This window comes from Mesorhizobium sp. NFR06 (genome assembly GCF_900115245.1).
Taxonomy (GTDB): domain Bacteria; phylum Pseudomonadota; class Alphaproteobacteria; order Rhizobiales; family Rhizobiaceae; genus Mesorhizobium.
The window spans coordinates 106,623-130,341 of sequence record NZ_FOVT01000004.1 but is presented as its reverse complement, the minus strand read 5'-3'; the positions used below and the strand labels follow the sequence as shown (position 1 = coordinate 130,341).

The window sequence follows — 23,719 nt, the reverse complement described above, 5'->3', positions numbered from 1 at the left end:
GGGGAACCACCTGGCAACCGTCACCAACGGACGTTTGAAAGCGCGCGAATCTCCCAGCACTGCGCCAAGGGTCGACCCCCACTCCGTCGAGCTGCGCTCGACACCTCTCCCCGATCGACGGGATAGAGGAAGGGCACCAAGCTGTTCCCAGGACGAAGAACCTAGAGCTTGGGACGCCTCACGCCGCCGTAAAGCCGTTATCGACAAACAGATGCGCGCCGTTGACGAAGCTGGATTCGTCGCTCGCCAGGAACAGCGCCGCCTTGGCCACCTCCTCCGGCTCGCCGATGCGGCCCTGCTGCGCGGCCATCGCCGCGTCCGAGACATCGACGCCGAGCTTGCCGAGATCGGCCACCTCGCGCAGCCCGTGCGGCGTGCGGATGAAGCCGGGACACACGGCGTTGCAGCGGATGTTGCGGTCGCGGAATTCCACCGCGATGGCGCGCGCGAACATGTGGCAGGCGCCCTTGGTGGTGTCATAGAGCACTTCGTTCGGCGTCGCCGCCACCGCCGAGATCGACGAGGTGCAGACGATCGAGCCGCCGCCGGCGGCAATCATGCCGGGCAGCACCGCGCGCGTCATCAGAAACATCGAGCGCACGTTGACGGCGTGCAGCCAGTCCCATTCCTGCAAGGTCGTCTCCAGGAAAGGTTTTATGACGATGGTGCCGGCGTGGTTGAACAGCACGGTGACCGGGCCGAGCTTTGCGGTCGCCGCCTTCACCGCCGCTTCGACCTGCGCCTCGTCCGAAACGTCGGCCACGAAATGCTCGGCTACATGGCCCCTCGCCCGGATCGCTGCTGCCGTCTTACCGGCCGCCTCGCCGTTGCGGTCGATGATCGCCACCTTGGCGCCTTCGGCGGCAAACAGCTCGGAAGCCGCCCCGCCCATGCCCGTCGCGCCACCCGAAATGATCGCGACCTTGCCCGCCAGCCTTCCGCCCATGTTTTTCCTCCCAACGCTGCTGATATTGGTCAGGCGATGCTATCCGTCATGCGTGAGATGGCCAAGGTCGCTCGATCGATCGGATATTATGCCCGTGGAACGCCTGAAACGCAGGATTTTCAGGCGCTTTGGCCAGATGCCCGGCTTGGATGCCGGCTGCGTCACATGGATTTCGGGTATGAGAAACCCCGATCCGCCGAATTTTGAAAACGCATTTCCACAAATCGTCAAAAAATAGCAATCGACAAAGTCTACTAACTTTATAGATTAATGGTCGCGACGGAGGATCGACCATGTCCTACATTCAGAACGCCCAACGCAAAGGCCAAAGGTTTGCCGCCGACCGGAGCTGGCGGCCCGCTTATGGTGGCACCTTCGCCTACCTCGTCTTTGCGCTGGCCTTTGTGTTCACCGGCGCGGTCGTGTTCGGGATCATCCCCTGACTGAGCTGGGGCCAAGGCCCCGCCGTCCAAAAAATCTGAGTTGAGTGATCGGAGTTGAAGGTTGGCCGATGCGTTGTCGCGCGTCGACGCATGGCTGTTATTCGGGTTCGGAGCGGGGCGACCACAACGTGATGGAGGCGATGGCAATGCCGATCGAGTTCACGCATGTTCCCGGGAAATCTGCCAATGGCAGCTTCTTCTACGATTTCGCCGAGACCGCGACCAAGCTGTCGCTGATCGAGGACGCCGGTTTCCGGAAGCTGGTGGTCGACGATCCGGCCGGCTTGCTCACCAATATGGACATCGCGGCGCAGACGCTCGACCGCACCGGCTCGCTGGAGGTGGTGCTGACGCATTGGGCCGGCGTGATCGAGCCTACGGTGGCGGCAAGGCAGCTTGCGGCGCTCGATCGCAGAGGTGGCGGCCGCCTGTCGCTTCGCATGCTGAGCGAGCCGCTGGAAGACAGCGATGCGGACGCGCGGCCCTTCGGCCACAGCGTGGTGTGGCAGCGCATTGACGAATATCTGGTACTGTTGAAACGGCTATGGTCGAACGAAAGGCCCTTCGATCATGAAGGCGCCTTCTACAGCGTCAGGGGTGGCTTCGTGCCGCGCAAGGGCCCGCACGGCGCCGACATTGTGATCCGCCTCGGGGGCCAATCGGGTACGGCGCTGAAGGTCGCCGGCAAGCATGCCGATGTCTTCGAGCTCGCCGCCGGCTCACCCGACGAGGTGCGGCGGTTGATCGAGCGCGTGCGCAGCGCCGCCGCCGAGCATGGCCGCGCCGGCAGGCTCCGCTTCGCGCTTCCGGTGCGCATCCATGCCGACGGCTGGACAGGCACTCCCGAGCACAAGGCGGTCGAGCTTGCCGGACCCCCGGCGCGGCTCGCTTTGGCGCTTTTGCCCTATGCCACGCTGGGCATCGAGGAGTTCATGATCGGCGGCATCGACCGTCCAAGTGAGATCGCCCGGATCGGGCGCGAGACGATCACGCTGGTCGCGAATTCGCTGGCGCGTCGCGAGACGGAGGTTCCGCAGCCAGGCACGTTTGCCTCGCATCCCTTCGCGCAACATCGCGCGGGTTAATGCATGTCGCCCGGAAGCGTGCAGCGGTTCTGGGACGACGACATGCATCAAAACAAAGACGGCGCGACGGAGTAGTCCAGGCCGTCCATCACATAATCCGCGAACAGGAAGTCGCGGATGCCGGCGATCAGCCCGTTCTCCCAGCGGATGAGGATGAAATAGCGCGGCGGCCCGTCCGGACGGTCCGGACTGGTGACCAGGATGGCGGGCCGGCCTTCGACGAATCCGGTCGTGAAATGCCAATGCGTTTCGTCGGCATAGCGGCCGAAGTAATTGCCGACAAATTCCTTGCCGTCGGCGCGCAGGCGGTTGACCAGCTCCAGCTTGACGTCGTGCGCCAGGAGCCCCCGCAAGGCATCAAAGTCCCTGGCGTTGAAGGCGGCGACATAGTCGCCGAGGCGGCGCATGTCCTGCTGGTTGAGGGTCGGACGGGGTGAAGCCGCCCGGGGTGACGCCGCAAGCTTGCGCAGGCTCTCGCGACCCCGCTGCAGCGCGCCCTTGATCGCTACGTCGGAGGTTTCGAGAATTTCGCCAATCTCCTCCAGGCTGTGGCCGAGCACGTCCTTCAGCACGACCGTGCATCGTTGCGCGGGCGGCAATTGCATCAGCTCGGCCAGGCTTGCCTCGGCGGCAATCCGCGCATCCAGCGCCGAGTTCTCGTCGGCAATCGTGTCGAGCTCGACCTCGCTTTCGCGCCCGCGCGAACGAGCCCGCTTGCGCAGGAAATCGAGTGCCGCGTTATGCGCGATGCGAAACAGCCAGGGTTCGGTCTTGTCGGGCATATCGCCATTCCTGATCGCCACGAAGCCTTTGGCCAAAGCCTCCTGGACGATGTCTTCGCCATCGATGACCGATCCAACCATCCGCGAGCAGTAGCGGTGCAGCTTGGCTCTCGAACCGGCGGCTTCGCGCTCGAAGGCGCGAAGCCTGCTCTCGGTCGACGCAACGGAATGATCCTGCGAACCGGTCACACTTCCTCCTGCCTCTCGATGCCGCCCGTGTGGGAATAGGTGGTGTGGCCCATCATTGTCTCGCCCGCTCCCAGCGCGATGATCGTCTTCATGTAATCGGCGAAGCGAGGATCGTTGCGGAAGGCCGCGATGTCGTCGACCGAACGCCATTGCGAGATGTTGGCGACCTTGCTGCCGTCGCCGCCGACAACCACCGATGACGAAATCGAGCCCGGCTGCTTGCTGAAGAAGGTCCTGGTGCCTTCGGCGAGAGTCCTGGCCATTGCCTGCTGCTTGCCGGGCTTGGCGGTGAAGACGTTGATCAAGGTTACCGTGGTCGACATGGCTTGGCTCCGTTTGTCCTTTCGGCGGAGGCCGTCGCGGCATCCGCACTCGTCACGACCCTCAAGACGAATCCGACGCCGGCAACGGAACGGCGCAGGCAAAAAGTTTTCGCGATCGACGACGATGACCCGGAGCCGCCTTTCGCGGCACCGGGTTGATCGGCGAACGCACCGTCGCGGAAAAAATTCGCCTCACCGTTCCGAAAGGCGGCTGCCGTTCGTCTTGATGGGTGCCGGGGCTTGCGATGCCGGCGTCAACCAAGGGAGAAGCAAAATGTCGATCCTGTCGTCGATCGGTCGCATCGCGACCGAATATGCAGCTACCCATGCCCGCCATCGTGCGGCACGGACACTTTATCTGCTGCCGATGGATATTCGCAAGGATATCGGCTGGCCGCAGGTCGGCGACCCGGGCGGTCCCGAAGCCGTCAACGCGCACCGCCCGCGAGTCGTGATAGCGCGGTGATGACAGCTTCCGAGTCCGCCAGCGCGCCGAAGACGCCGTCCTCGACCGTCACCATATGCAGTGCCGCTTCATGCGCATATTGGTCGCCGCTGGCGCAGGCGTCCGCGATCGTCAGGCACTGGAAGTTGCGGTCGCAGGCCTCGCGCAATGTGGTGTGCACGCACACATCGGTCGTGCATCCGCTGAACAGGAGATGTGTGATGCCTCGTGCCCGCAGCACCAGCTCCAGATCCGTATAGGTGAAGGCGCCGTTGCAGGTCTTGTCGACGACGATGTCTTGCGGTTTGACCTCGATATCGGAAACGATCTGGAAGCCCGCGCTGGACCGCAGCAGGATATCGGTGCCGTCGAGCCCTGCCCGCTGGCGCCGCCATTTCTCGTAAGGCGTCATATCCGCCATGTCGGCGCGATAGCCCTGCCTGGTGTGGACAATGGTCAGGCCGGCGGCGCGGGCGGCGGCGATCAGCCGGTTCACCGCCGGCAGGATGGCTCTCAGTGGCGATGGATCATAGCCCTTCCTGGCGAAGTAGCCGTTCGGCGACAGGAAATCCTCCTGCAGGTCGATCACCAGCAGCGCCGTGTGTTGCGGCTCCAGCCTGCCGTCATAGGGAAAGTCGAAGGGTATCGCCTTGATCATGGGCCGCTTGCTTTGGTTGCTGTGCGCCCATCGTGCCCAGCAACCGCCTTGCCGTCCAGATCTCGCCGCGCGTTCAGGTCGGGAGCGCCATGTAAATTGTTGATCCCGGCAGTCACCTTTATAGTTGACTCGTTAAGTCATGTTTCATAGTCAATCGACACCGCTCGGCACTTGCCATGAATGGTGGCCGCCGCTTTGGGGTGGATGTTGGCCGGAGCCGGGACAGCCTTTCATGTCGACGCCGCGCCGAAGCATCCGCTCACGATCGGATACGTGCAATGAACAAGCGAGGACGAGCCTTGTCCCGAAACGGTCTTTTCGCGGCGCTGGCCGCATCTCTCATTCTGTCGGCCGGCTTAATCCTTCCGGCCGCTATCGCCGTGGCGCAGGAACAACCGGCGACGCAGACGCCTGCCGCTCCATTGCCCCAGACACCCCAGACAAAGGCGCCCGCCCCCACACCGGCGAAGCCAGGCATCCAGGCGGCTGCGAACGGGCCCATCGGCGAAGAACCCCCGATCTCGCTGACGCTGCCGCATGACCTGTCGCCCTGGGGCATGTTCATGAATGCCGACATCGTCGTGAAGGCGGTCATGGTCGGGCTGGCCCTCGCTTCTCTGGTCACCTGGACCATCTGGCTCGCCAAGTCGCTGGAGGTCTTCGGCGGCAAGCTGGGGGCCCGTCGCGCCGCCGATGCGATCGGCAACGCCGCGACGCTGATGCAGGCTGGGCGGGAACTGGGCCACAGCGGCGGTCCGGGCGCGCTTCTGGTGCGGGCGGCGGAAGAAGAGCGCGCGCTTTCGGCCGGCGCGCTCGACCATGCTTCCGGCGACGGCCTTAAGGAACGCGTCGCCTCCAGGCTTTCGCGCATCGAGGCGGCGGCGGCGCGGCGCATGTCGCGCGGCACCGGCCTGCTCGCCACCATCGGCTCTACGGCGCCCTTCGTCGGACTGTTCGGCACCGTCTGGGGCATCATGAACGCCTTCATCGGCATCTCGCAGGCGCAGACCACCAAGCTCGCGGTGGTGGCGCCCGGCATCGCCGAGGCGTTGCTCGCCACCGCAATGGGCCTGGTCGCGGCCATTCCGGCGGTGGTCATCTACAACGTCTTCGCGCGCTCGATAGCCGGCTACAGGCAGATCCTCGCCGATGCCTCCGCCGGCGTCGAGCGGCTGGTCAGCCGCGACCTCGATTTCCGCACGGTGCCGCCGGCAACGGCCATGGCGGCGGAGTAACGGCGATGGCGGCGCGGCTTCGCGAAACTTCCGGCGACGATCTCGAGGAAAGCCACGACATTAACGTCACGCCGTTCATCGACGTCATCCTGGTGCTGTTGATCATCTTCATGGTCGCCGCCCCCCTCGCCACCGTCGACGTCAATGTCGACCTGCCGGGTTCAACGGCGACGCCGGCGCCGCGCCCCGAAACGCCGCTCTTCCTGACGCTGAAGAGTGATCTCACGCTGGCGATCGGCAATGACGGCGCACCGCGTCCGGCCTTCGCCACGGTGCTCGACTCCAGGACCAAGGGCGACAAGCAGACGCGTATCTTCCTGCGCGCCGACAGAAACGTCGGCTATGGCGACTTGATGGAAGTCATGAACCTGCTGCGTGGCGCCGGCTATCTGAAGGTCGCGCTGGTGGGCCTGGAGACGGCGTCCGGCGCAGGCGACCCCGCCTCGAGCTCCGCGCCGGGCGGAGGCGCGGCGCCATGACGGTCGCCGCCCATTCGCGGATTTCCCAGCCGCGCTTCGGCCCGCGTGAAGCCGGGCTGTGGACGAGCGCCGCCGCAATCGTCCTGGCCGCGCATGTGGCTGTTGCCTACGCCGTGCAGAATTTGAGCTTCGCCGACACGCCGGATGGGGGACCGCCGCCGGCGCTGGCGGTCGAGATGGCGCCGCTGGCGCCAGCCGTTCCGGAGACGGCGGCCCCGCTGGACATGGTGACGCCGGCGCCGCCCGATGCGGCCGAGGAGACGGAAAAGCCCGTCGACATGAAACCGGTGACCGATCCGGCGCCGGTGGCGGAACCGGCAGAGCCCGTCGCCGAACAGCCCCTCGATATCGACAGCATCCAAGAAACGGAGCGGGCCGCTCCGGCAAAGCAGGCCGTTGCGGCGCTGAGCGATCAGCCACCGCTGGACGAGGTCGTGCCCGACCCTGTCGAGGCGATCGCGCCCGACGTCGTCATTCCGCTGCCCGAGCCGAAACCCGTGGAAGCGCAGGTAAAGGCGCAGAAGCCGGTCGAGCCCAAGAAGAAGGCCGAGAAGAAACCGGTCGAAAAGCCGAAAGAACGGGTCAAGAAGGAAAAGGCCCCACCCGCCAGGGTGACGACAACCGCCAGCATCGACGCCAAGGCGGCGGCAGAGGCGGCAGCGCCGCAGTCGTCCGACGCGGCGCCGCGATCGAGCGTCGGGCCGTCGCGCTGGAACTCCAGCCTGGCGGCGTGGATCAGGCGGCACACGCGCTATCCGAGCGCGGCGAGCTCCAGGCGGGCCGAGGGCACGCCGAGCGTGACCTTCACCGTCGACACCTCCGGCAGGGTGGTCACGGCCCGGCTGGCGCGATCCTCGGGCGATGGCGATCTCGACCGCGCGGCGCTCGCGGCATTGCAGGGTGCTTCCGTGCCGGCGCCGCCGGCCGAGCTCGGCGCGCGTGTCACCCGCACCGCTCCATTCGTGTTCAGCCTGCGGGATTAGGGCAGTCCCAGGAAAAGTGTGGGCGGTTGGACTCGGCGACTTCGCCGTAGCCGCCCGTCCGGAATTGCGTCAAAACAAGGAGATAGAGCGGCTCGCCGTTTCCGCCTGCCACGTTCGGCCTGGGATTTGATTTGCGCTTGCGGGGCGGCGAAGTGCCCGTATCGGGACTGCCGCGATGATGGTAAACCCTGACGCAATCACTCATCTATTGCGGAATTACAATGACGGTCCTCACACGCCGCAAACTTCTGCAGGGCGCCACGGCAGCCGGCGCAGCCGGTATCGGCCTCTCGGCCATGGGCAGGTTTGCCGGCCGGGCGGTGGCGAAACCCGAGCCGCTGGTCCTCAAGACCGCAAGCATCGAGGCGCAGCTGATGGACGGCGCGCCGACGAGGAATGTGCTGACCTATGGCGAGGCCGGCATGCCGCCGGTCGTCAGGATGAGGAAGGGCGAGCTATTCGCCGCGCGGCTGGTCAACGGCATCGACGACCCGACGACCATCCACTGGCACGGCATCCGCGTTCCCAACAAGATGGACGGCGTGCCGTTCCTGGTGCAGCCCTATGTCTATCAGCGCGACCATTTCGACTACGCCTTCACCCCGCCGGACGCAGGCACGTTCTGGTATCATCCGCACTGCAACACGCTTGAGCAGATGGGCCATGGGCTGACCGGCGTGATCGTGGTGGAGAACCCGAACGACCCGAAATTCGATGCCGAGGTGGTGATCAACTTGCGCGATTGGCGCCTGGGCGACGACGGCCAGTTCATCGAGCAGTTCCGGCCCCGCGACGCGGCAAAGACCGGCACCTATGGAACGGTGCGCACCGCCAACTGGCTCGATCAGCCGCAATTCGACGCGCCGGCCGGTGGACTGGTGCGGCTGCGGGCCGCCATCACCGACGTCACCCGCATCTACGCCTTCCGCGTCGAGGGCGCCGAGGCGGCGGTCATCGCGCTCGACGGCAATCCGGTGCCGCAACGCTTTGTGCCGGATGCCCTGCAGCTCGGACCCGGCCAGCGGCTGGAGCTTGCCATCCGCATGCCCGACGAGGAAGGCGCGGTCGTCAGCCTGCGCGACGTCCGCGGCACCAAGCCGAAAATCCTGGCGACGCTGCGTTCGGTCGGCGGATCGCTCGAGCGCGATCTTCGCGATCTCGGCCCGCTCGAAGCCAATCCGGTGGCGGAGCTGGATGTAGCCGGCGCCAGGCGCATCCCGCTGGCGCTGAGCGCGACCGCCGAAAACGTGCCAAGCGACGGTATTTGCGGTTCCCTCGGCTACAGTTTCTGGGCGATCAACAAGGTGCCGTGGCCAGGCGACACGCGGGACCCGACGGCGCCTCTGGCCGAACTGAAGCTCGGCCAGAGCTATGTCATCGACATGGAAAACCTCACCCCGCACTCGCACCCGATCCATCTACACGGCATGAGTTTCAAGGTCCTGTCGTCCTCGACGCGGCAGGTGCAGACGCTCGTCTCCGACACCTATCTCATCCAGCCCAATGAAAAGGTCCAGCTGGGCTTCGTCGCCGACAATCCCGGCGACTGGCTGCTGCATTGCCACATCATCGAGCACCAGAAGACGGGCATGACGAGCTACTTGCGGGTAGTGTGAGGGAGCCTCGCGACAAACATTTTCGTGAGGCCTTTGCGGGTTGACCCGGCTGTCCGACTGCCTACCTAGCCAACTGGGCGGGCGGGGCGACACGCAACTCCGACCGACGGCATGACATCTTCGCGCATTCGAAAACTTGCCCTTGCTGCGTCAGGCATCCCCATCCTGTCATCCTGCGTTATTCCCGATGATACGTCTCGGGTCGCGAAAGAGGACGTCACCACGGCCGCCGCCCGCAAGGAGATGGTCGGTCTCAGCGAGGCCGACATTCGCATGTGCGCGGGCTTTCCGACCGCGACGGCGGACGTGGGATCATCCGGCCAGATCTGGCAGCGCACCGTGCAGCGTGGCAATCTCAACATCGTGGTGCCGACCTTGGCCGTGGGTGCGGTTCCCGCCGTCGGCGGGTCCGTCAATGTCGCGCCCGGCGGCTATTGCAACACGCAGATTCGCATGCTCAACGGCCACGTCGCCGAGGTTGCCTATGCCGGCGACAACAACCTGCCCAACAGCCGCAACGCGCTCTGCGCCAGCACGGTGGACGCCTGCGTGGCCTATGCGCGCCAACGCCTTTACAAAGCGCCGGCGGTCTCCAGATGAGTGGAGTCGGCGGGCCAGGCCGAGCCGCGTCAGCGTCCGCCGGTGTGAGGGGATCGAGCGCCGGACTCTTTTTCAGGAGCGCCAGTGGAAGCTTGCCGACCCAAGCCTTTGCGGGTTTCGTGCGGCGCCGCATCCATCAGGTTCCTCACCTTGGCATTGTTGTGGGCCTGGATGACCGCGCGGCTGAAATGGAGCAGGATTCCGAGCACTGACATTGGCACTTCCTCCATTGAAATGGCTGATATGTCGGCGGCGGATGCCGGAAAATGCGCCTGGTCTGTTTCACGGGAATGGCTCGGAAAACGGCTAATCGTTTCCAAACCCTTTGGTCTGGAAACACTTGCGTGCAAATGGCCTTGATCGCGATGGCGCCGGCGAAAGGGCCGACAAGCTCCGTGGAGCAGTTCGAAATTCGCCCGGCGCGGAGCCCGTGGTGCGGCAGGATTCAGTCGGGCGCCAGAAGCATGTATGTTTAGCGATACTGATTCTTGCGATCATTTTGGCTGGTCGATGTGAGAAAAATCGTCGCTGCACTCACCGTAGCTGTTGTTCTTGTCGTCGGGCTGCTCTTCCTTCTGCCCGCTCTTGTTTCAATCGACTGGGTTCGTGCCGAGTTGAGCCGGCAACTGTCATCCGCAACCGGAATGACAATTCGGCTGGACGGACCTGTCAGACTATCGCTGCTGCCCAAGCTGGCGGTGGTCGCGGGCGATATCTCGCTCTCGACCGGCACGGGCGACATCGCGATATCCGCCCCGCGGTTCTCGACTTCGATAACGCTGTCGTCGCTATGGTCGAAAAAGCTTGAGATACAGTCCGTCGCGCTGGCGGATCCGACAATCGCGCTCAAGGCTTCGGCAAACGCGTCGTCACCTGCCGAACCGAAGGATGTTCAGGCCGATCCGTTCGCGCCGATTGTCGATACGCTCGAGCGGCTGGCGATCAACCAAGTGACGATAACGAATGGCACCCTTATCTCGGGCGCGTCGACCGACAACGCCACGGTGACGGCAATCGACGCCGATCTGAGGGTTCCGGACCTCGACCGGGAGGTCTCGTTTTCATTGGCCGGCACCAGCGGCGGCCGTCGCCTTGAAATGAGCGGGAGCCTTTCCGCCTTGAGGCCTATCCTGAAACGGCAGCCGGCCCAGATCGCCATCGAGGCGCGGCTAGACCCGGCGCCCGTTGCCAAATTCTCTTCATTGCATGCGAGTGGAGAAATCCAGCTCAACGGGAACGGCGGTTATCAGATCAGGAGCGGAAAGTTCGATATCGGCGACCAGAGCTTCCAGATGGATGCGCTCTTTCAGCCCGGGGCGCGGCATCGCTTCTTCGCCGACCTGGCGGCGAAGCGCGTCGATATCGACGCCTTGAGCGATATTGGAAAGGGCGGTTCCAGCGCGGGCAAGGCTCCAGCCGGCTCAGGAGAGTCCGACCTCGCGATGCTCTCTGCTTTCGACGCAGACATCAGCGTTGCCATCGATGAACTGGTCGGCGGCAAGATACGGGCTTCCGATGTCCAGCTCGCCGCAACACTGCGTGATGGCCATCTCGAGGCAAAGCTGGGGCACTTCGGGCTCGACGCGGGAAGCGTCACCGCGAAAGCCTCGACGAATGTCGGTGAAACGCCGCCGACCATACGGGGCAATATTGCGAGTTCGGGGCTGGACATCGGCTCGATAGCGAAACTGGCCGGACAATCCGTGCCGTTGTCCGGCAAGCTGACCGCCGATATGGGGTTCGCTTTTCGTGGACTCACCGCGGAACGTATACGCAGCAGCGTCAATCTGCAGGGAACGGTCGGGATCAGGCAAGGCAAGCTTCCGCTTGCAGCACTTGCCGATGCCCGAACGGCCGACGACATCACCGGGCTCAATCTCGACGCGAAGGTCCACGATGTCGGCAAGCCGGTCGATTTGACGGGCAAGCTCGCCTGGCGGGGACAGGCCGTGACGTTCAAGTCCCAAGTCGCGCCTGCAACTTTTCTGGCCAGTGGTTCCATTGCCGATGCCTCCGGGCCGATCAGCCTTTCGGTTTCCTCCAAATACCTTGAGGGCAGCATAAGCGGCACTGCCGGGGTTGGCGGCACGTTCAAAGGTCAGGCTTCGGTCACGTCGGCCTCGGTCGACAAGCTCATGCAATGGCTGGGGCAGAGCACTTCCCGCGGTCTGCGGGATTTTGCCTTCAAAGGTGACGTGGACGCCGGGCCAGGGCAGCTTTCCTTTCAAAAAGCCGCTGTTGCCCTGAACGGCGTCAAGGCGTCGGGCCAGGGCTCGATCAAACTTGGGGAGCCGCTCAACATCCGGACGTCGCTCGAATTCGCGAAACTTGACTTCGCGGCGTTCGCCGGCGGCGGCGAGGCCGCGGCGGGCGGAAAGCAGAAGGCGAACGGCGCCACCGACGCGCTGATCGATCTCTCCTTCCTCAAGGGAATTGATGCCAAGGTGGATATCCAGGCCGACAAGCTCGGCTATGGAAAGGTCTTGGCCGGGCCCGTGGCGACCGCCCTGACGGTGGCGGATGGGAAGGCTCACCTGAGCGTGCCGCAAAGCCCCTTCTACGGCGGCACGATTGCCGCGGAAATGACAGCCGACGGCTCCCGCGACGCCGCTTCCCTGGAATTGAACACTGCGATCGCCGGCGCGGCCGCCGCTCCCTTGCTTCATGATGCGGCGGATTTCGACCGCATCGAAGGAACGCTCAATGCGACGGTCGCGGTTTCAGGCTCGGGAAGGACCACGAAATCGCTTGCCCGTTCCCTCGGCGGCAAGGCGGCGGCAAAATTCAGCGACGGCGCCTTCCGCGGCATCGACATAGCGGCGGTCTACAACAACTTGGTCGGGCTGCTTTCTAGCGGCTTCAAGCAAGATCAGACCAAGAAGACGACGTTCACCGAACTCGGCGCCTCATTTGCAATCGAGAACGGCGTCGCCCAGACGACGGACATCAGCCTGCTGGGCCCGCTGGTGCGAATGGACGGCTCGGGCAAGATAGACTTCGCCGACCAAACACTCGACATCCGTCTCAACCCCCGTGTCGTTGCCTCGCTTGCCGGACAGGGAGGCGACATCGCGGTGAAGGGCATCGGGGTGCCGATCGTGGTTCAAGGCCCGCTGTTTGCGCCTCGGGCCTATCCGGACCTGAGCGCATTGGCCAAAGACCCGCAAGGCGCGCTGGACATGTTGAGCCGCCTTGGGCTGCCAACCGGAAAACTGAATCTCGACAAGCTGATCCCGGGCCAAATGGGCTCGAACGGCGACGGCTCCGGCAAGGGAGCGGCGGATCTGATCGGCGATCTTCTGGGCAACGCCGCGCCCCGGCCCAAAGCCCCGCCCGCCCCTCCGAAAGCAGCCGTGGCGCCCGACAGCGGCAATACGGAAAACGCGGCACCGCCACCAACAAGTTCGGACGCCAGTGGCGAGACCGAAGCCGAGGCCGCCGCGCCGGCGGCCGAACCCGCCCCGGTCGACCCGCACGCTGCCCCTGATTCACCCGAAATGCCGAAGAAAGGGGAAATAGACACGCTTCTCGATCACCTGGCGAATTAGAGCTAGGGATGCGCTCGGTTCGCGGGGAGGGCGTGAAGACAGCGGTCGCTCTCGTGACCTCGGCCTGACGGCTTTGGGCGTGCCGGCGCGATACATCATCTAACGCTCATATGTGCGGCCGAAAATCAAAGTGATCTCGGCCGCCGCAAATCGCCCCCAATCAGGACGTTCTTCCGGCCTTAATCTGGAAACGTTGGAGAGGCCGATGAAATTATCCGTTCTTGCCCTTGCCGGGGCCATGCTGGCAGCGATGCCAGCGGTCGAGGCAGCGCCGATGATTGGCGCGCCGGCCAGAAATGGCCTGGTGCAGGAGGCGCATGTCACATGCGCTTATTTGACCGAGGACGGCTATTGTGTGCGGCCGCACAAGAAGCACAAATACTGGAAGCGCCACCACTACTACCGCCCCGCTTACCGCACCTATGAACCGCAACCCCCGGACGAGTATTACTGGCGCTATCAGCGCCCACGGCCGATTATCCGGGTCGTTCCCGACTACCCACCGGCGGACGAAGACAATTGGGATAATTGGGACGATTGAGGCGAGCTGCGCTTCGTTGCCGAGCTGCATGCTTGCGAGCCCGCCTGCTCATTCAGAGCGGACGCATCCCGCCATTGGTCTGGCGGGGTCGACGGAGAGGTCGAACAAACTGTGGCCCGCCCCGGCGCGATCTTGTCGCTGCCATTGCGCGCCCGGTCAGCGCCTGATCCGGCCGATCCAGGGTTACGGAAGGAGCCGCGGCCCCTACTTCTTCAGCGCGATGCTCATGCCGCTGAGATCGGCGTTGACCTGCAGGCCGACCTGCCTGCCGCTGAGCTGGAGCTGGGCGCCCTTGTCGTTGGTCATGACGATCACCTGGGCACCCTTGCCGAGCGTGCCGCCGCCGCCGGCCGCGCCGTAGACTCCCGTCACATCGCTGACGCGGCGAATGTGGCGCACGGTGCCCTGGAAATAGGTCTTGGAAGCCCCGAAGGCGAGGCCGCCCGAAATGCCACCGACGGAGATCGGATAGTGGCGACCATGGAAGGTCAGTGTGCCCTCGCCGCCGGAGCCGCCAATGAAGAAGGCCGCCTTGTAGACGGAGAAACGGATCGTGCCGCTGTCGGCATGCGCGGCGCTGGCAATGCTCACGCCCGCGGCGGCGATGGCGGCGAGCGCGACTGAACGGAACCTGGACGAAATCATCATGATCGGGAACTCCTCAAGGATCGCCGCTTACCCACCCGGCCGGGCAACGTCAGCTTCGGATCAAAGTATAATTGAACAGTCTCGACCCATCATTGGTTCCAAGCACAGGGCCTGAATCCGGTCGCGAGGAGACGTCACCACAAGGGTTGGTTTGGGGGAAAATGCGCGTCGGTGTGCCGGCTGGTGGAGCTGAGGGGGATCGAACCCCTGACCTCATCATTGCGAACGATGCGCTCTCCCAGCTGAGCTACAGCCCCGTTCCAGCGGATGGGCTTGTATCGGTCGCGGCGGTTTGATGTCAAGGCGAAACGGTTGGCCTGACGCGATGCGCCGTGGCTGGCGGGCCTTGCCGGTTCGGCGCGCAATGGCTACATGTCGGCGACAATTCGGAGACCGGCATGATCGCCCTCATTCAGACCATCGTCATGGCGCTTGATATCTACTGGTGGATCATCATCGCCTCGGCGATCTTTTCGTGGCTCTACGCCTTTAACGTCGTCAACTCGCGCAACCAGTTCGTCGGCACCGTCGGCAACATGCTCTATCGGCTGACCGAGCCGCCACTGCGCCCGATCCGCCGCTTCATGCCCGATCTCGGCGGCATCGACATTTCGCCGATCATCCTCCTGCTGGTCATCTTCTTCATCCGGCAGTTCATCGTCACCACGGTTTGGTCCTGGGTCGTAACCGGCGCTTGATGAGCCCGTCGTTTCGGCTGCGCGAGAACGGCATCGACCTTTACGTGCGGCTGACGCCGAAAGCGGCACTCGATCGCATCGATGGCGTCGAGGTCACCGCCGACGGGCGCAGTCATCTCAAGGCGCGCGTGCGCGCCGTGCCGGAGAACGGCGCCGCCAATGCGGCGTTGGAACGGCTGATGGCCAAGGCGCTGGGCGTGCCGGCGTCGGCCGTTTCTGTGGTTGCCGGCGGCACGTCGCGGCTGAAGACGCTGCGGATATTGGGGGATGGGGTTGAGTTGGCCAAGATCGTCGAGACTCTTTCCAAGCAATCGAGGATCTGACACGCAGGCGGGACAGCGCCCCCCTCTGTCCTGCCGGACATCTCCCCACTTGGGGGGAGATCAGCTGTCACGCCGGCTTTCGCCAACATCCAACGTCGCGGGAAGAGCGGGGCGCGGAAGCGGCCAATCTCCCCCTTGTGGGCCCTTGTGGGGGAGATGGCCGGCAGGCCAGAGGCGGGCGCGAAGGATCGCCAACTTCGACGGCGCAAGCCGCTGCAACCGCTCAATCGCCCAGCGGCAGCCTCGGATCGTCCACCTTCAGCGTGTTCACGCTCTGCTTGATGCGACGCAAATTCTCCAGCACTTTCGGCCCGCGCGATTCCGCCACCGTGGTGGCGATCATGTCGAGGATGGCGAGCAGGGCGTAGCGTGACGAGGTCGGTTTGTAGATGTTGCCGTCCTCGACGGACTGCAGCAGGATGACCGTGTCGGCGACCTTGGCAAGGGCCGAATCCGGCGCGGTGATAGCAACCGTCGCCGCCCCATATTGTTGCGCGACTTCGACTGCCTCGATCACCGAACGAGCATAGCCCGACACCGAGAAGGCGACCAGCGTCGTTTCCGGCGTCGCCACCGCGGCATACATGCGCTGCAACTGACCGTCGATCTGGGCCAGCGCCGAGAGGCCGAGCCGGAACAGCCGGTTCTGCATCTCCGTCGCCATCATCGAGGAGATGCCGCCGGAGCCGATGCATAATATGTTGCCGGAAGCGGCAATGCGGGCGGCGACCTCCATCAGCGTCGTCATGTCCAGGTTCTCGCTGGCGCGCTGGATGGCGGCGATCGCGGCCTCGGTGATGGCGGAGGCGACGCGCTGCTCGCGCGCGTCGCGGCTGAGCGGCTCCGGCGACAGATACTGACCGCCGATGGCGATCGCCTGCGCCAGATAAAACTTGAAATCGCGCAGGCCTTCGCAGCCGAGGTTGCGGCAAAAGCGGGTGACGGTTGGCTCGCTGACCCCAACGCGCGCGGCGATCTCGGAGATCGCCGCCTTGGAGGCGAAATCGAGATCGGACAGCACGAGCCCGGCCAGCCGCCGGTCCGACTTGGTGCCGTCCTGCGACATCAGTTGCAGGCGCGTGATGATGTCGGCGGGGGTCTTCATCGTCTAGCCTTCACAGCGGCAGGCCCGTCGCCTTGTCGAAGAGGTGGATGTTGCGTGGGTCGACGGTGACCGGCAGGCGGTCGCCGGGCTTCACCTGCAGCCGGTCGCGGAACACGGCGCGCACCGTGTCGTCGCCGACCGAGCCGTAGACATGCGTTTCCGAGCCGGTCGGCTCGACGACGTCGACCTTGATGTCGATGGCGTCGTCGCTGGCGCCGGCAACGAAATGTTCGGGCCTGATGCCCGCCTCGACCGTCTCGCTGCCGGAAGCGGTTTTGCCGGACAGAGCCAGGCGACCGCCGCCGGTGGTCTCGAACCAGGATTTGCTTTCGGCGGTCCTCAACGCGCCGGAAACGAAGCTCATCGACGGCGAGCCGATGAAGCTGGCGACGAACTTGTTGGCCGGCCGGTCATAGAGCTCCAGCGGCTGCCCGACTTGCTGGATGCGGCCGCGGTCCATCACCACGATGCGGTCGGCCATGGTCATGGCCTCGATCTGGTCATGGGTGACGTAGACGATGGTCGATTTGAGCCGCTGGTGCAGCGCCTTGATCTCGACGCGCATCTGCACGCGCAGCTGCGCGTCGAGATTGGAGAGCGGCTCGTCGAACAGGAACACCGAAGGCTCGCGCACGATGGCGCGGCCCATGGCGACGCGCTGGCGCTGGCCGCCCGACAATTGCCGCGGATAGCGATCGAGATAGGAGAAGAGGTTGAGCACGCCGGAGGCCTTCTTCACCTTGTCGTCGATCGCGGCGCGGTTCTCGCCGCGGATCTTCGGACCGAAGCCGATATTGTCGGCCGCCTTCAAATGCGGAAACAGTGCGTAGGACTGGAACACCATGGCGATGTTGCGCTTCTGCGGCGGCAGGTCGTTGGCGCGCGTGCCGCCGATGACGAGGTCGCCGGAGGTGATCGCTTCCAGCCCGGCCAGCATGCGCAGCAGGGTCGACTTGCCGCAGCCGGACGGCCCGACCAGCACGACGAACTCGCCGCTTTCGATGTCGAGATTGATATCCTCGAGGATCTTATGCTGGCCGAAGGATTTCGAAAGGTTGCGGAACTGGACGTCGGTCATGGTCACGCTCCCAGAATATCGTCGATGAAAGGCAGGTAGCCGGCTGTCAGTCCGGCGTCCACCGGCACCACCGCGCCAGTTATGCCGGAAGCGCGGTCGGAGGCAAGGAAAGCCACGGCCTCCGCCACTTCCGAAGCATCGACGATGCGGCCGAGCGGGTAGAGCCGTTGCAGCCGGCCGAGAATTTCGGGATCCTTGGCCAGGCGATGGTCCCAGGCGGCAGTGCGGATCGAGCCTGGGCAGACGACATTGGCGCGCAACCCGCTGCGGCCAAGCTCGACCGCGATCGATTTTGCATAGGCGTTGATGCCGGCCTTGGCGGCGGCATAGGCGGGATTGCCGAAATGCGCGATGGCGTTGACCGAGGAGATGAAGACGACGCTGCCCGAGCCGCGCGCGGCCATCGCTTTGATCAGCGGATCGGCGAAAGTCATCACGCCGGTCAGGTTGAGGTCGAGCTCCTGCTTTATTCTGTCGGCCGTCAGCGCCTTCAACGTTTCGGCGCGCGTCCAGCCGGCATTGTTGATCAGGATGTCGGGAACGCCGTCCCTGCCGAGCAGCGCTTGGATCGCCGCTTCGATCGAGGTCCGGTCGAGCAGGTCGAAGACGTGGCGCGAGGCGATCTGTGGACTGGCCAGCGCTTCCCCCGATTGGTCGCAGCCGACGATGCGCGCGCCGCGCTCGGCCAGGAGCGCCACGATCGCCGAGCCGAGGCCTCCCCCGGCGCCGGTGACGACAACGGTCCTGCCCTCGAAATCGGCCTTCGAAACCACGATGCGCGCTCCCTCCGCAAGCCAGACAGGGAGTCGAGGCTACTCAATGAAATGTAAATAAGCAACATAATTAATCGCTTGCGCAGGGTCAAATGATGGATAATGTAGGAAAGTCACATAAATCCTGTGCCCATAAGGGCCAGGCGCGAATGCGCATCAATGGGAGAGATCAGATGAGCCTTGCGAAATGGACTGTCGGCCTGTTGGCCGGAATGAGCATGCTGGCGCTGGCGGCACCGGCCGATGCGGGCGAGGTGCGTGTCACTGTCGCCGAATACAGCGCCAAGACCGGCCCTTATTTCGAAGCGGTGAAGAAGGAGTTCGAAGCGGCCAATCCCGGCATCACCATCAAGTATGAAGTCGTGCCGTGGGATGTGCTCTTGCAGAAACTCACCACCGACATCACCGCCGGTACCAATGCGGACCTGTCGATCATCGGCACGCGCTGGCTGATCGACTTCGTGCAGCAGGATGTCGCCGAGCCGCTCGACAGCTACATCACGCCCGAGTTCAAGGACCGCTTCATCGACACCTTCCTGCAGCCTTCGATCATGGACGGCCACACCTATGGCCTGCCGATCGCCGCCTCGGCGCGCGCCATGTATTACAACAAGGAGCTGTTCGAGAAGGCCGGCATCGCCAAGCCGCCGGCGACCTGGACCGAGCTGCAGGAAGACGCCCGCAAGATCAAGGCGGTCGGCGCCTTCGGCTACGGCTTGCAGGGCAAGGAGATCGAGACCGACGTCTATTACTACTACGCGATGTGGTCCTTCGGCACCGAGATCCTCAACAAGGACGGCACCTCCGGTTTGAGCACGCCCGGCGCGCTCGAAGCCGCCAAGCTCTATAAGTCGATGATCGACGAGGGCCTGACCGAACCGGGCGCCACCTCCAACAGCCGCGAGGACGTGCAGAACCTGTTCAAGCAGGGCAAGGTCGGCATGATGATCACCGCGCCCTTCCTGTCCAACCAGATCAAGGAAGAAGCGCCGAACCTGAAATACGGCGTCGCCGCGATCCCGGCCGGCCCGACCGGCGCGCGCGGCACCTATGGCGTGACCGACTCCATCATCATGTTCAAGAACTCCAAGAACAAGGATGAGGCCTGGAAACTGCTCGACTTCCTGTTCACCAAGGAACAGCGCGCCAAGTTCACGCAAGGCGAAGGGTTCCTGCCGGTGAACAAGGAAGAGGCCAAGATGGACTATTACGTCAACAATGCCGACCTTGCCGCCTTCACCGCGCTCTTGCCCGATGCCCGTTTCGCGCCGGTCATCCCGGGCTGGGAAGAGATCGCCCAGATCACGTCCGATGCCATGCAGAAGATCTATCTCGGAAGCGCCGAGCCGGAGGCGGCCCTGAAGGACGCGGCGGCCAAGGCCGACGCCGTGCTGAAGAAGAAATAAGGGCGTATCTCCCTGCGCCCCGTGGCGCGCTCCACCCCGTCGGGGCGCGCCACATCTTTCAAAAGAAGCATGTAGCGACCCCGCCGCAATGCGGAAGGTGAGACCCCAGGCATCGCTCCGACAAAGGTCAAATCGCCGGCGTCAGCGCTGCCCCTCACCTGCCTGCCGGCATCCTCTCCCCGTATAGTGACGGGGAGATCTCGCCGGTGATTTCGCCAATCGCCAACGGAGCAGAACGTGCGCCGGCGTGCCGCCAGCCCTTTCTCCCCGTCACTATACGGGGAGAAATGCCCGGCAGGGCAATGAGGGGCAGCGCTGACGCCGGGAAAAGAATTTGGACTGAACGCCTGGGACGAACAGGCGAGGATTATTCAAGCTGGCAAACCAGCACAGCAATGCTACCTAACGCGGTACAAACCAGCCGATGCAAAGCCGGACCCTGCCCTATCTGCTGACCCTGCCCAGCCTTTTCCTGGCGGCGGTGGTGATCTTCTGGCCGGTCTGGGACCTTGCCCAGATTTCGACGCATGACGTGAACCGTTTTGGCCAGCTGCGCGACTTCAGCGGCCTGGCCAATTTCTGGGCGCTTGCCGCCGATCCGGATTTCATGGCCGCGCTCTGGCGCACCGGGCTGTGGACCGTGCTGGTGGTCGGTGGCGCGCTATTGCTGTCGATCCCGGTGGCGATGATCCTCAACACGGATTTCTACGGCCGCGGCCTCGCACGCGTCATCATCATGCTGCCCTGGGCGGTGTCGCTGACCATGACCGCCGTGGTCTGGCGCTGGGCGCTCAACGGCGAGAGCGGCATGCTGAATTCGGCGCTGATGAAGCTCGGCATCATCAGCCAGAACATCCAGTGGCTGGCGAGCGCCGAGACCGCTTTCCCGATGCAGGTGCTGATCGGCATCCTGGTGACGGTGCCGTTCACCACCACGATCTTCCTCGGTGGCCTGTCCTCGATCCCCGACGATCTTTACGAGGCGGCGGCGCTTGAAGGCGCAACCCTCTTCCAGCAGTTCCGCGAGATCACCTTTCCGCTGCTGAGACCCTTCATCAACATCGCGATCGTGCTCAACACCATCTACGTCTTCAACTCCTTCCCGATCATCTGGGTGATGACGCAAGGCGGACCTGCGAACTCCACCGACATCCTGGTGACCCATCTCTACAAGCTTGCCTTCCGCATCGGCAAACTCGGCGAGGCGTCGGCGGTGTCGCTGGTGATGTTCGCCATCCTGCTCGTCTTCACCATGATCTATGTCCGCCTCGCCATGCGGGAGCAGCGCACATGACCAGCACGCTTATGACGGGCAAGCTCAAACGCACCATCATCGCCTGGCTGCTGCTGGCCCCACTGATCGCCGTCACGATCTTCCCCTTCGCGGTTATGTTCCTCACCGCCGTCAAGCCGCGGACGGAGGTGCTGACCCCCACCTGGTGGCCGAGCGAGTTCCGCTGGTCGAATTTCGCCGACATGTGGGTGGCGACCGGGTTCGGCCAGGCGCTGCTCAACTCGCTCTATGTCTCGGCGCTGGCCACAGTTGGCGCCATACTGATCTCGGTGCCGGCGGCCTATGCCATGTCGCGCTTCCGCTTCGCCGGCTATGGCGCCTTCCGCCAGTTCCTTTTGATCTCGCAGATGATCTCGCCGATCGTGCTGGTGCTCGGCCTATTCAGGCTGATGGCCGCCTGGGGGCTGGTCGAATCGACCACCGCGCTCGGCTTCATCTACATGGCCTTCAACGTCGCCTTCACGGTGTGGATGCTGCAGAGCTATTTCGACACCATCCCGCGCGACCTCGAGGAGGCGGCATGGATGGAAGGCGCCGGCCGCTGGCTGACGCTGCGCAAGGTGTTCCTGCCGCTCTGCCTGCCGGCGATCGCCGTGACCGCGATCTTCACCTTCATCAACGCCTGGAACGAATTCGTCGTGGCGCTGACAATGCTGCGCAGCCAGGAAAGCTATACTCTGCCGATCCAGGTCTTCTCGCTGGTCGCCGGCCGCTATACGATCGAATGGCACCACGTCATGGCGGCCACGTTGCTGGCGACGCTGCCGGTGGCGATCCTGTTCACATGGCTGCAGCGCTACCTGGTCAGGGGCCTTGCGCTCGGGGCCGTCAAATAGCAATCCCAGCAATTCCGAGAAGAGTGCGTAGCGGTTTTCCGGCCGGAATTGCAGAAAACAAAAAGTCCACCACGGAGCGTTCATGCGCATCTTCACCGCCTCGCTGGCGACGGAAACCAACACCTTCTCGCCGGTGCCGACCGACCGGGCCTCGTTCGAGATGGCCTTCTATGCGGGTCCTGGCAAACATCCGGAGACGCCGACGCTCTGCTCCTCGCCCATCGTGGCGCTGCGCAAGCGCGCGGCGGTCGAGAACCTGACCGTCATCGAAGGCACCGCCACCTGGGCGGAGCCCGGCGGGTTGGTGCAGCGGCAGACCTACGAGGCGCTGCGCGACGAGATCCTCGACCAGCTCAGGGCCGCCTTGCCGGTCGATGCCGTCATCCTCGGCCTGCACGGCGCAATGGTGGCGCAAGGCTATGACGACTGCGAGGGCGACCTGCTGCAGCGTGTGCGCGCGATCGTCGGCCCGAAGGTCGTCATCGCCTCGGAATTCGATCCGCACAGCCACCTGACGCCGAAGCGCGTGGCGGCTTGCGATGTCATGGCCTATTTCCTCGAATTCCCGCACACCGATTTCTACGAGCGCGGCGAACACGTCGTCGAGCTCGGCCTCGCGGCGGCGCGCGGCGAGATCAAGCCTGTGATCTCGACCTTCGACTGCCGCATGATCCAGGTGCTGCCGACCAGCCGCGAGCCGATGCGTTCCTTCGTCGACAAGATCAAGGCGCTGCATGGCAAGGACGGCGTGCTGTCGGTCTCCGTCATCCACGGCTTCATGGCCGCCGACGTGCCCGAGATGGGCACGCGCATCCTGGTCGTCACCGACAACGACAAGGCCAAAGGCGACAAGCTCGCCGAAACGCTGGGACACGAACTCTACGCCTTGCGCGAAAAGACGGCGATGACGATGCTCTCCGCCTCGGCCGGCATCGACCAGGCGCTTGCCGTGCGCTCGACGCGCAAGGACAAGCCGGCGGTGATTGCCGACATCTGGGACAATCCGGGCGGCGGCGTGCCGGGCGACGGCACCATCGTGCTGCGCGAGTTGCTGGCGCGCGGCGCCAAGAGTGTCGGCGTGGCGACGATCTGGGATCCGATCGCCGTGACCTTCTGCCATGCGGCCGGCGAGGGCGCCGTCATCGACCTGCGCTTCGGCGGCAAGGCCGGCCCGCAGGCCGGCGAGCCGATCGACGCGCGTGTCACGGTGCTGAAGGCGGTCAGCGAAGGCTGGCAGAGTTTCGGGCCGAGCCGGGTGACGCTGGGACCGGCGGCGGTGGTGCGCATCGAGGGCACGGAAGTCGACGTCATCTTGAACACCAACCGCACCCAGACCTTCGAGCCGGATATCTTCTCCAACATCGGCATCGATCCGCTGTCGAAGGACATCCTCTTAATCAAGTCGACCAACCATTTCTACGCCGGCTTCGAACCGATCGCCGCCGAAATCATCTATGTGGCGGCGCCGAGTTCGTATCCGAGCAATCCGGCGAAGACGGATTACAAGAAACTGAAGCGGCCGATCTGGCCGAGGGTGAAGGATCCGTGGAAGCTGCCAATCTCCCCCCTTGTGGGGGAGATGCCCGGCAGGGCAGAGAGGGGCGCGAAGGATCGCCTTGCTGGTTCTGGCGGCCAGGAGTCCACCGAAGATCGTCAATCGTGATCACGGACAGGCCGGCGGGACA

Annotated in this window: 26 protein-coding genes and 1 tRNA gene; 17 read left to right on the top strand and 10 right to left on the bottom strand. The window is 64.3% G+C overall.

Annotated elements, in window-relative coordinates; all coding sequences use genetic code 11:
* Nucleotides 1-178: 178 nt before the first annotated feature.
* Nucleotides 179-946, bottom strand: coding sequence for an SDR family oxidoreductase (locus tag F3H96_RS09555; protein ID WP_149791695.1), 768 nt, complete (start codon nucleotides 944-946; stop codon nucleotides 179-181).
* A 94-nt stretch (nucleotides 947-1,040) separates the two neighbouring features.
* Here F3H96_RS09555 and F3H96_RS30445 point away from each other — a divergent pair, with 94 nt between their 5' ends.
* The 3 genes from F3H96_RS30445 to F3H96_RS09545 all read left to right on the top strand — a co-directional run bounded on the left by F3H96_RS30445 (nucleotide 1,041) and on the right by F3H96_RS09545 (nucleotide 2,474).
* Entirely contained in the window at nucleotides 1,041-1,184 is a 144-nt protein-coding gene (locus F3H96_RS30445; RefSeq protein WP_188131340.1) for a hypothetical protein, read from the top strand.
* A gap of 55 nt (nucleotides 1,185-1,239) precedes the next feature.
* Nucleotides 1,240-1,389, top strand: a complete 150-nt coding sequence (locus tag F3H96_RS09550; RefSeq protein WP_149791694.1) for a hypothetical protein — start codon at nucleotides 1,240-1,242, stop codon at nucleotides 1,387-1,389.
* 146 nt (nucleotides 1,390-1,535) lie between these two features.
* On the top strand, nucleotides 1,536-2,474 hold the full coding sequence (locus F3H96_RS09545; RefSeq protein WP_149791693.1) for an LLM class flavin-dependent oxidoreductase: 939 nt from the start codon (nucleotides 1,536-1,538) through the stop codon (nucleotides 2,472-2,474).
* 47 nt (nucleotides 2,475-2,521) lie between these two features.
* Here F3H96_RS09545 and F3H96_RS09540 read toward each other — a convergent pair whose 3' ends face one another.
* Complete coding sequence (locus F3H96_RS09540) at nucleotides 2,522-3,445, bottom strand: sigma-70 family RNA polymerase sigma factor (protein ID WP_244619947.1); 924 nt, start codon at nucleotides 3,443-3,445, stop codon at nucleotides 2,522-2,524.
* Nucleotides 3,442-3,768, bottom strand: a complete 327-nt coding sequence (locus F3H96_RS31020) for an antibiotic biosynthesis monooxygenase (RefSeq protein WP_149791691.1) — start codon at nucleotides 3,766-3,768, stop codon at nucleotides 3,442-3,444. Before F3H96_RS31020 ends, F3H96_RS09540 begins: the two co-directional genes overlap by 4 nt.
* Nucleotides 3,769-4,042: 274 nt before the next feature.
* Here F3H96_RS31020 and F3H96_RS09530 point away from each other — a divergent pair, with 274 nt between their 5' ends.
* Nucleotides 4,043-4,234, top strand: a complete 192-nt coding sequence (locus F3H96_RS09530; protein ID WP_149791690.1) for a hypothetical protein — start codon at nucleotides 4,043-4,045, stop codon at nucleotides 4,232-4,234.
* On the opposite strand, the gene F3H96_RS09525 is transcribed toward F3H96_RS09530, so the two are convergent.
* A complete protein-coding gene (locus tag F3H96_RS09525; RefSeq protein WP_149791689.1) occupies nucleotides 4,197-4,871 on the bottom strand; it encodes an isochorismatase family cysteine hydrolase in 675 nt (224 codons plus the stop codon). The genes F3H96_RS09530 and F3H96_RS09525 overlap by 38 nt on opposite strands.
* A 299-nt stretch (nucleotides 4,872-5,170) precedes the next feature.
* Here F3H96_RS09525 and exbB point away from each other — a divergent pair, with 299 nt between their 5' ends.
* From exbB to F3H96_RS09500, 5 genes are all read left to right on the top strand, one after another.
* A complete protein-coding gene (gene exbB / locus F3H96_RS09520; RefSeq protein WP_149791688.1) occupies nucleotides 5,171-6,106 on the top strand; it encodes a tonB-system energizer ExbB in 936 nt (311 codons plus the stop codon).
* 5 nt (nucleotides 6,107-6,111) lie between these two features.
* On the top strand, nucleotides 6,112-6,585 hold the full coding sequence (gene exbD, locus F3H96_RS09515; protein ID WP_149791687.1) for a TonB system transport protein ExbD: 474 nt from the start codon (nucleotides 6,112-6,114) through the stop codon (nucleotides 6,583-6,585).
* Nucleotides 6,582-7,568: an energy transducer TonB gene (locus F3H96_RS09510; RefSeq protein WP_149791686.1), complete on the top strand. Its 987-nt coding sequence runs from the start codon at nucleotides 6,582-6,584 to the stop codon at nucleotides 7,566-7,568. The genes exbD and F3H96_RS09510 overlap by 4 nt, the downstream gene beginning before the upstream one ends.
* Nucleotides 7,569-7,789: 221 nt before the next feature.
* Nucleotides 7,790-9,184 carry a multicopper oxidase family protein gene (locus F3H96_RS09505; protein ID WP_149791685.1) on the top strand — a complete coding sequence of 465 codons (1,395 nt, stop codon included), beginning with the start codon at nucleotides 7,790-7,792 and terminating at the stop codon, nucleotides 9,182-9,184.
* 111 nt (nucleotides 9,185-9,295) lie between these two features.
* A complete protein-coding gene (locus tag F3H96_RS09500; protein WP_149791684.1) occupies nucleotides 9,296-9,784 on the top strand; it encodes a hypothetical protein in 489 nt (162 codons plus the stop codon).
* 29 nt (nucleotides 9,785-9,813) lie between these two features.
* Here F3H96_RS09500 and F3H96_RS09495 read toward each other — a convergent pair whose 3' ends face one another.
* Nucleotides 9,814-9,999: a hypothetical protein gene (locus tag F3H96_RS09495; RefSeq protein WP_149791683.1), complete on the bottom strand. Its 186-nt coding sequence runs from the start codon at nucleotides 9,997-9,999 to the stop codon at nucleotides 9,814-9,816.
* A 297-nt stretch (nucleotides 10,000-10,296) separates the two neighbouring features.
* Here F3H96_RS09495 and F3H96_RS09490 point away from each other — a divergent pair, with 297 nt between their 5' ends.
* Both F3H96_RS09490 and F3H96_RS09485 read left to right on the top strand, forming a co-directional pair.
* The gene (locus tag F3H96_RS09490) at nucleotides 10,297-13,332 is read left to right on the top strand and encodes an AsmA family protein (protein ID WP_188131338.1); all 3,036 of its coding nucleotides are present in this window, start codon (nucleotides 10,297-10,299) and stop codon (nucleotides 13,330-13,332) included.
* A 205-nt stretch (nucleotides 13,333-13,537) separates the two neighbouring features.
* Nucleotides 13,538-13,873: a hypothetical protein gene (locus tag F3H96_RS09485; RefSeq protein WP_149791681.1), complete on the top strand. Its 336-nt coding sequence runs from the start codon at nucleotides 13,538-13,540 to the stop codon at nucleotides 13,871-13,873.
* A 204-nt stretch (nucleotides 13,874-14,077) separates the two neighbouring features.
* Here the strand turns inward: F3H96_RS09485 and F3H96_RS09480 are convergent, their stop codons facing one another.
* Nucleotides 14,078-14,521: a hypothetical protein gene (locus F3H96_RS09480; RefSeq protein ID WP_149791680.1), complete on the bottom strand. Its 444-nt coding sequence runs from the start codon at nucleotides 14,519-14,521 to the stop codon at nucleotides 14,078-14,080.
* A gap of 181 nt (nucleotides 14,522-14,702) precedes the next feature.
* Nucleotides 14,703-14,778 (bottom strand) — tRNA-Ala (locus F3H96_RS09475).
* A gap of 141 nt (nucleotides 14,779-14,919) precedes the next feature.
* Between F3H96_RS09475 and F3H96_RS09470 the strand changes: the two genes are divergently transcribed.
* Nucleotides 14,920-15,219, top strand: a complete 300-nt coding sequence (locus F3H96_RS09470) for a YggT family protein (protein ID WP_149791679.1) — start codon at nucleotides 14,920-14,922, stop codon at nucleotides 15,217-15,219.
* On the top strand, nucleotides 15,219-15,542 hold the full coding sequence (locus F3H96_RS09465; protein WP_149791678.1) for a DUF167 family protein: 324 nt from the start codon (nucleotides 15,219-15,221) through the stop codon (nucleotides 15,540-15,542). Before F3H96_RS09470 ends, F3H96_RS09465 begins: the two co-directional genes overlap by 1 nt.
* Nucleotides 15,543-15,765: 223 nt before the next feature.
* Here F3H96_RS09465 and F3H96_RS09460 read toward each other — a convergent pair whose 3' ends face one another.
* Genes F3H96_RS09460 through F3H96_RS09450 form a run of 3 tightly spaced genes read right to left on the bottom strand, consistent with a single transcriptional unit; the run spans nucleotide 15,766 to nucleotide 18,498 of the window.
* A complete protein-coding gene (locus tag F3H96_RS09460) occupies nucleotides 15,766-16,647 on the bottom strand; it encodes a MurR/RpiR family transcriptional regulator (protein WP_149791677.1) in 882 nt (293 codons plus the stop codon).
* Between the two features lie 10 nt (nucleotides 16,648-16,657).
* Entirely contained in the window at nucleotides 16,658-17,725 is a 1,068-nt protein-coding gene (ugpC, locus tag F3H96_RS09455) for a sn-glycerol-3-phosphate ABC transporter ATP-binding protein UgpC (RefSeq protein WP_149791676.1), read from the bottom strand.
* A gap of 2 nt (nucleotides 17,726-17,727) precedes the next feature.
* Complete coding sequence (locus F3H96_RS09450; RefSeq protein ID WP_149791675.1) at nucleotides 17,728-18,498, bottom strand: SDR family oxidoreductase; 771 nt, start codon at nucleotides 18,496-18,498, stop codon at nucleotides 17,728-17,730.
* A 173-nt stretch (nucleotides 18,499-18,671) separates the two neighbouring features.
* Between F3H96_RS09450 and F3H96_RS09445 the strand changes: the two genes are divergently transcribed.
* The 4 genes from F3H96_RS09445 to F3H96_RS09425 all read left to right on the top strand — a co-directional run bounded on the left by F3H96_RS09445 (nucleotide 18,672) and on the right by F3H96_RS09425 (nucleotide 23,697).
* Complete coding sequence (locus F3H96_RS09445) at nucleotides 18,672-19,904, top strand: sugar ABC transporter substrate-binding protein (RefSeq protein WP_149791674.1); 1,233 nt, start codon at nucleotides 18,672-18,674, stop codon at nucleotides 19,902-19,904.
* Nucleotides 19,905-20,328: 424 nt separating this feature from the next.
* Entirely contained in the window at nucleotides 20,329-21,198 is an 870-nt protein-coding gene (locus F3H96_RS09435) for a sugar ABC transporter permease (protein WP_149791673.1), read from the top strand.
* Between the two features lie 11 nt (nucleotides 21,199-21,209).
* Nucleotides 21,210-22,034, top strand: coding sequence for a carbohydrate ABC transporter permease (locus tag F3H96_RS09430; protein ID WP_149791921.1), 825 nt, complete (start codon nucleotides 21,210-21,212; stop codon nucleotides 22,032-22,034).
* Nucleotides 22,035-22,116: 82 nt separating this feature from the next.
* On the top strand, nucleotides 22,117-23,697 hold the full coding sequence (locus tag F3H96_RS09425; RefSeq protein WP_244619946.1) for a M81 family metallopeptidase: 1,581 nt from the start codon (nucleotides 22,117-22,119) through the stop codon (nucleotides 23,695-23,697).
* Nucleotides 23,698-23,719: the final 22 nt, after the last annotated feature.

Excerpts from the sequence above, each read along its gene's own strand:
- F3H96_RS09465 (WP_149791678.1), top strand. The coding sequence starts at position 15,219 with ATGAGCCCGTCGTTTCGGCTGCGCGAGAACGGCATCGACCTTTACGTG.
- F3H96_RS09495 (WP_149791683.1), bottom strand. The coding sequence starts at position 9,999 with ATGTCAGTGCTCGGAATCCTGCTCCATTTCAGCCGCGCGGTCATCCAG.
- F3H96_RS09430 (WP_149791921.1), top strand. The coding sequence starts at position 21,210 with ATGACGGGCAAGCTCAAACGCACCATCATCGCCTGGCTGCTGCTGGCC.
- F3H96_RS09525 (WP_149791689.1), bottom strand. The coding sequence starts at position 4,871 with ATGATCAAGGCGATACCCTTCGACTTTCCCTATGACGGCAGGCTGGAG.
- exbD (WP_149791687.1), top strand. The coding sequence starts at position 6,112 with ATGGCGGCGCGGCTTCGCGAAACTTCCGGCGACGATCTCGAGGAAAGC.
- F3H96_RS09545 (WP_149791693.1), top strand. The coding sequence starts at position 1,536 with ATGCCGATCGAGTTCACGCATGTTCCCGGGAAATCTGCCAATGGCAGC.
- F3H96_RS09510 (WP_149791686.1), top strand. The coding sequence starts at position 6,582 with ATGACGGTCGCCGCCCATTCGCGGATTTCCCAGCCGCGCTTCGGCCCG.
- F3H96_RS09485 (WP_149791681.1), top strand. The coding sequence starts at position 13,538 with ATGAAATTATCCGTTCTTGCCCTTGCCGGGGCCATGCTGGCAGCGATG.
- F3H96_RS09550 (WP_149791694.1), top strand. The coding sequence starts at position 1,240 with ATGTCCTACATTCAGAACGCCCAACGCAAAGGCCAAAGGTTTGCCGCC.
- F3H96_RS09555 (WP_149791695.1), bottom strand. The coding sequence starts at position 946 with ATGGGCGGAAGGCTGGCGGGCAAGGTCGCGATCATTTCGGGTGGCGCG.
- ugpC (WP_149791676.1), bottom strand. The coding sequence starts at position 17,725 with ATGACCGACGTCCAGTTCCGCAACCTTTCGAAATCCTTCGGCCAGCAT.
- F3H96_RS31020 (WP_149791691.1), bottom strand. The coding sequence starts at position 3,768 with ATGTCGACCACGGTAACCTTGATCAACGTCTTCACCGCCAAGCCCGGC.
- F3H96_RS09480 (WP_149791680.1), bottom strand. The coding sequence starts at position 14,521 with ATGATGATTTCGTCCAGGTTCCGTTCAGTCGCGCTCGCCGCCATCGCC.
- F3H96_RS09445 (WP_149791674.1), top strand. The coding sequence starts at position 18,672 with ATGAGCCTTGCGAAATGGACTGTCGGCCTGTTGGCCGGAATGAGCATG.
- F3H96_RS09470 (WP_149791679.1), top strand. The coding sequence starts at position 14,920 with ATGATCGCCCTCATTCAGACCATCGTCATGGCGCTTGATATCTACTGG.
- F3H96_RS09505 (WP_149791685.1), top strand. The coding sequence starts at position 7,790 with ATGACGGTCCTCACACGCCGCAAACTTCTGCAGGGCGCCACGGCAGCC.
- F3H96_RS09425 (WP_244619946.1), top strand. The coding sequence starts at position 22,117 with ATGCGCATCTTCACCGCCTCGCTGGCGACGGAAACCAACACCTTCTCG.
- F3H96_RS09500 (WP_149791684.1), top strand. The coding sequence starts at position 9,296 with ATGACATCTTCGCGCATTCGAAAACTTGCCCTTGCTGCGTCAGGCATC.
- F3H96_RS09435 (WP_149791673.1), top strand. The coding sequence starts at position 20,329 with ATGCAAAGCCGGACCCTGCCCTATCTGCTGACCCTGCCCAGCCTTTTC.
- F3H96_RS09460 (WP_149791677.1), bottom strand. The coding sequence starts at position 16,647 with ATGAAGACCCCCGCCGACATCATCACGCGCCTGCAACTGATGTCGCAG.
- F3H96_RS09530 (WP_149791690.1), top strand. The coding sequence starts at position 4,043 with ATGTCGATCCTGTCGTCGATCGGTCGCATCGCGACCGAATATGCAGCT.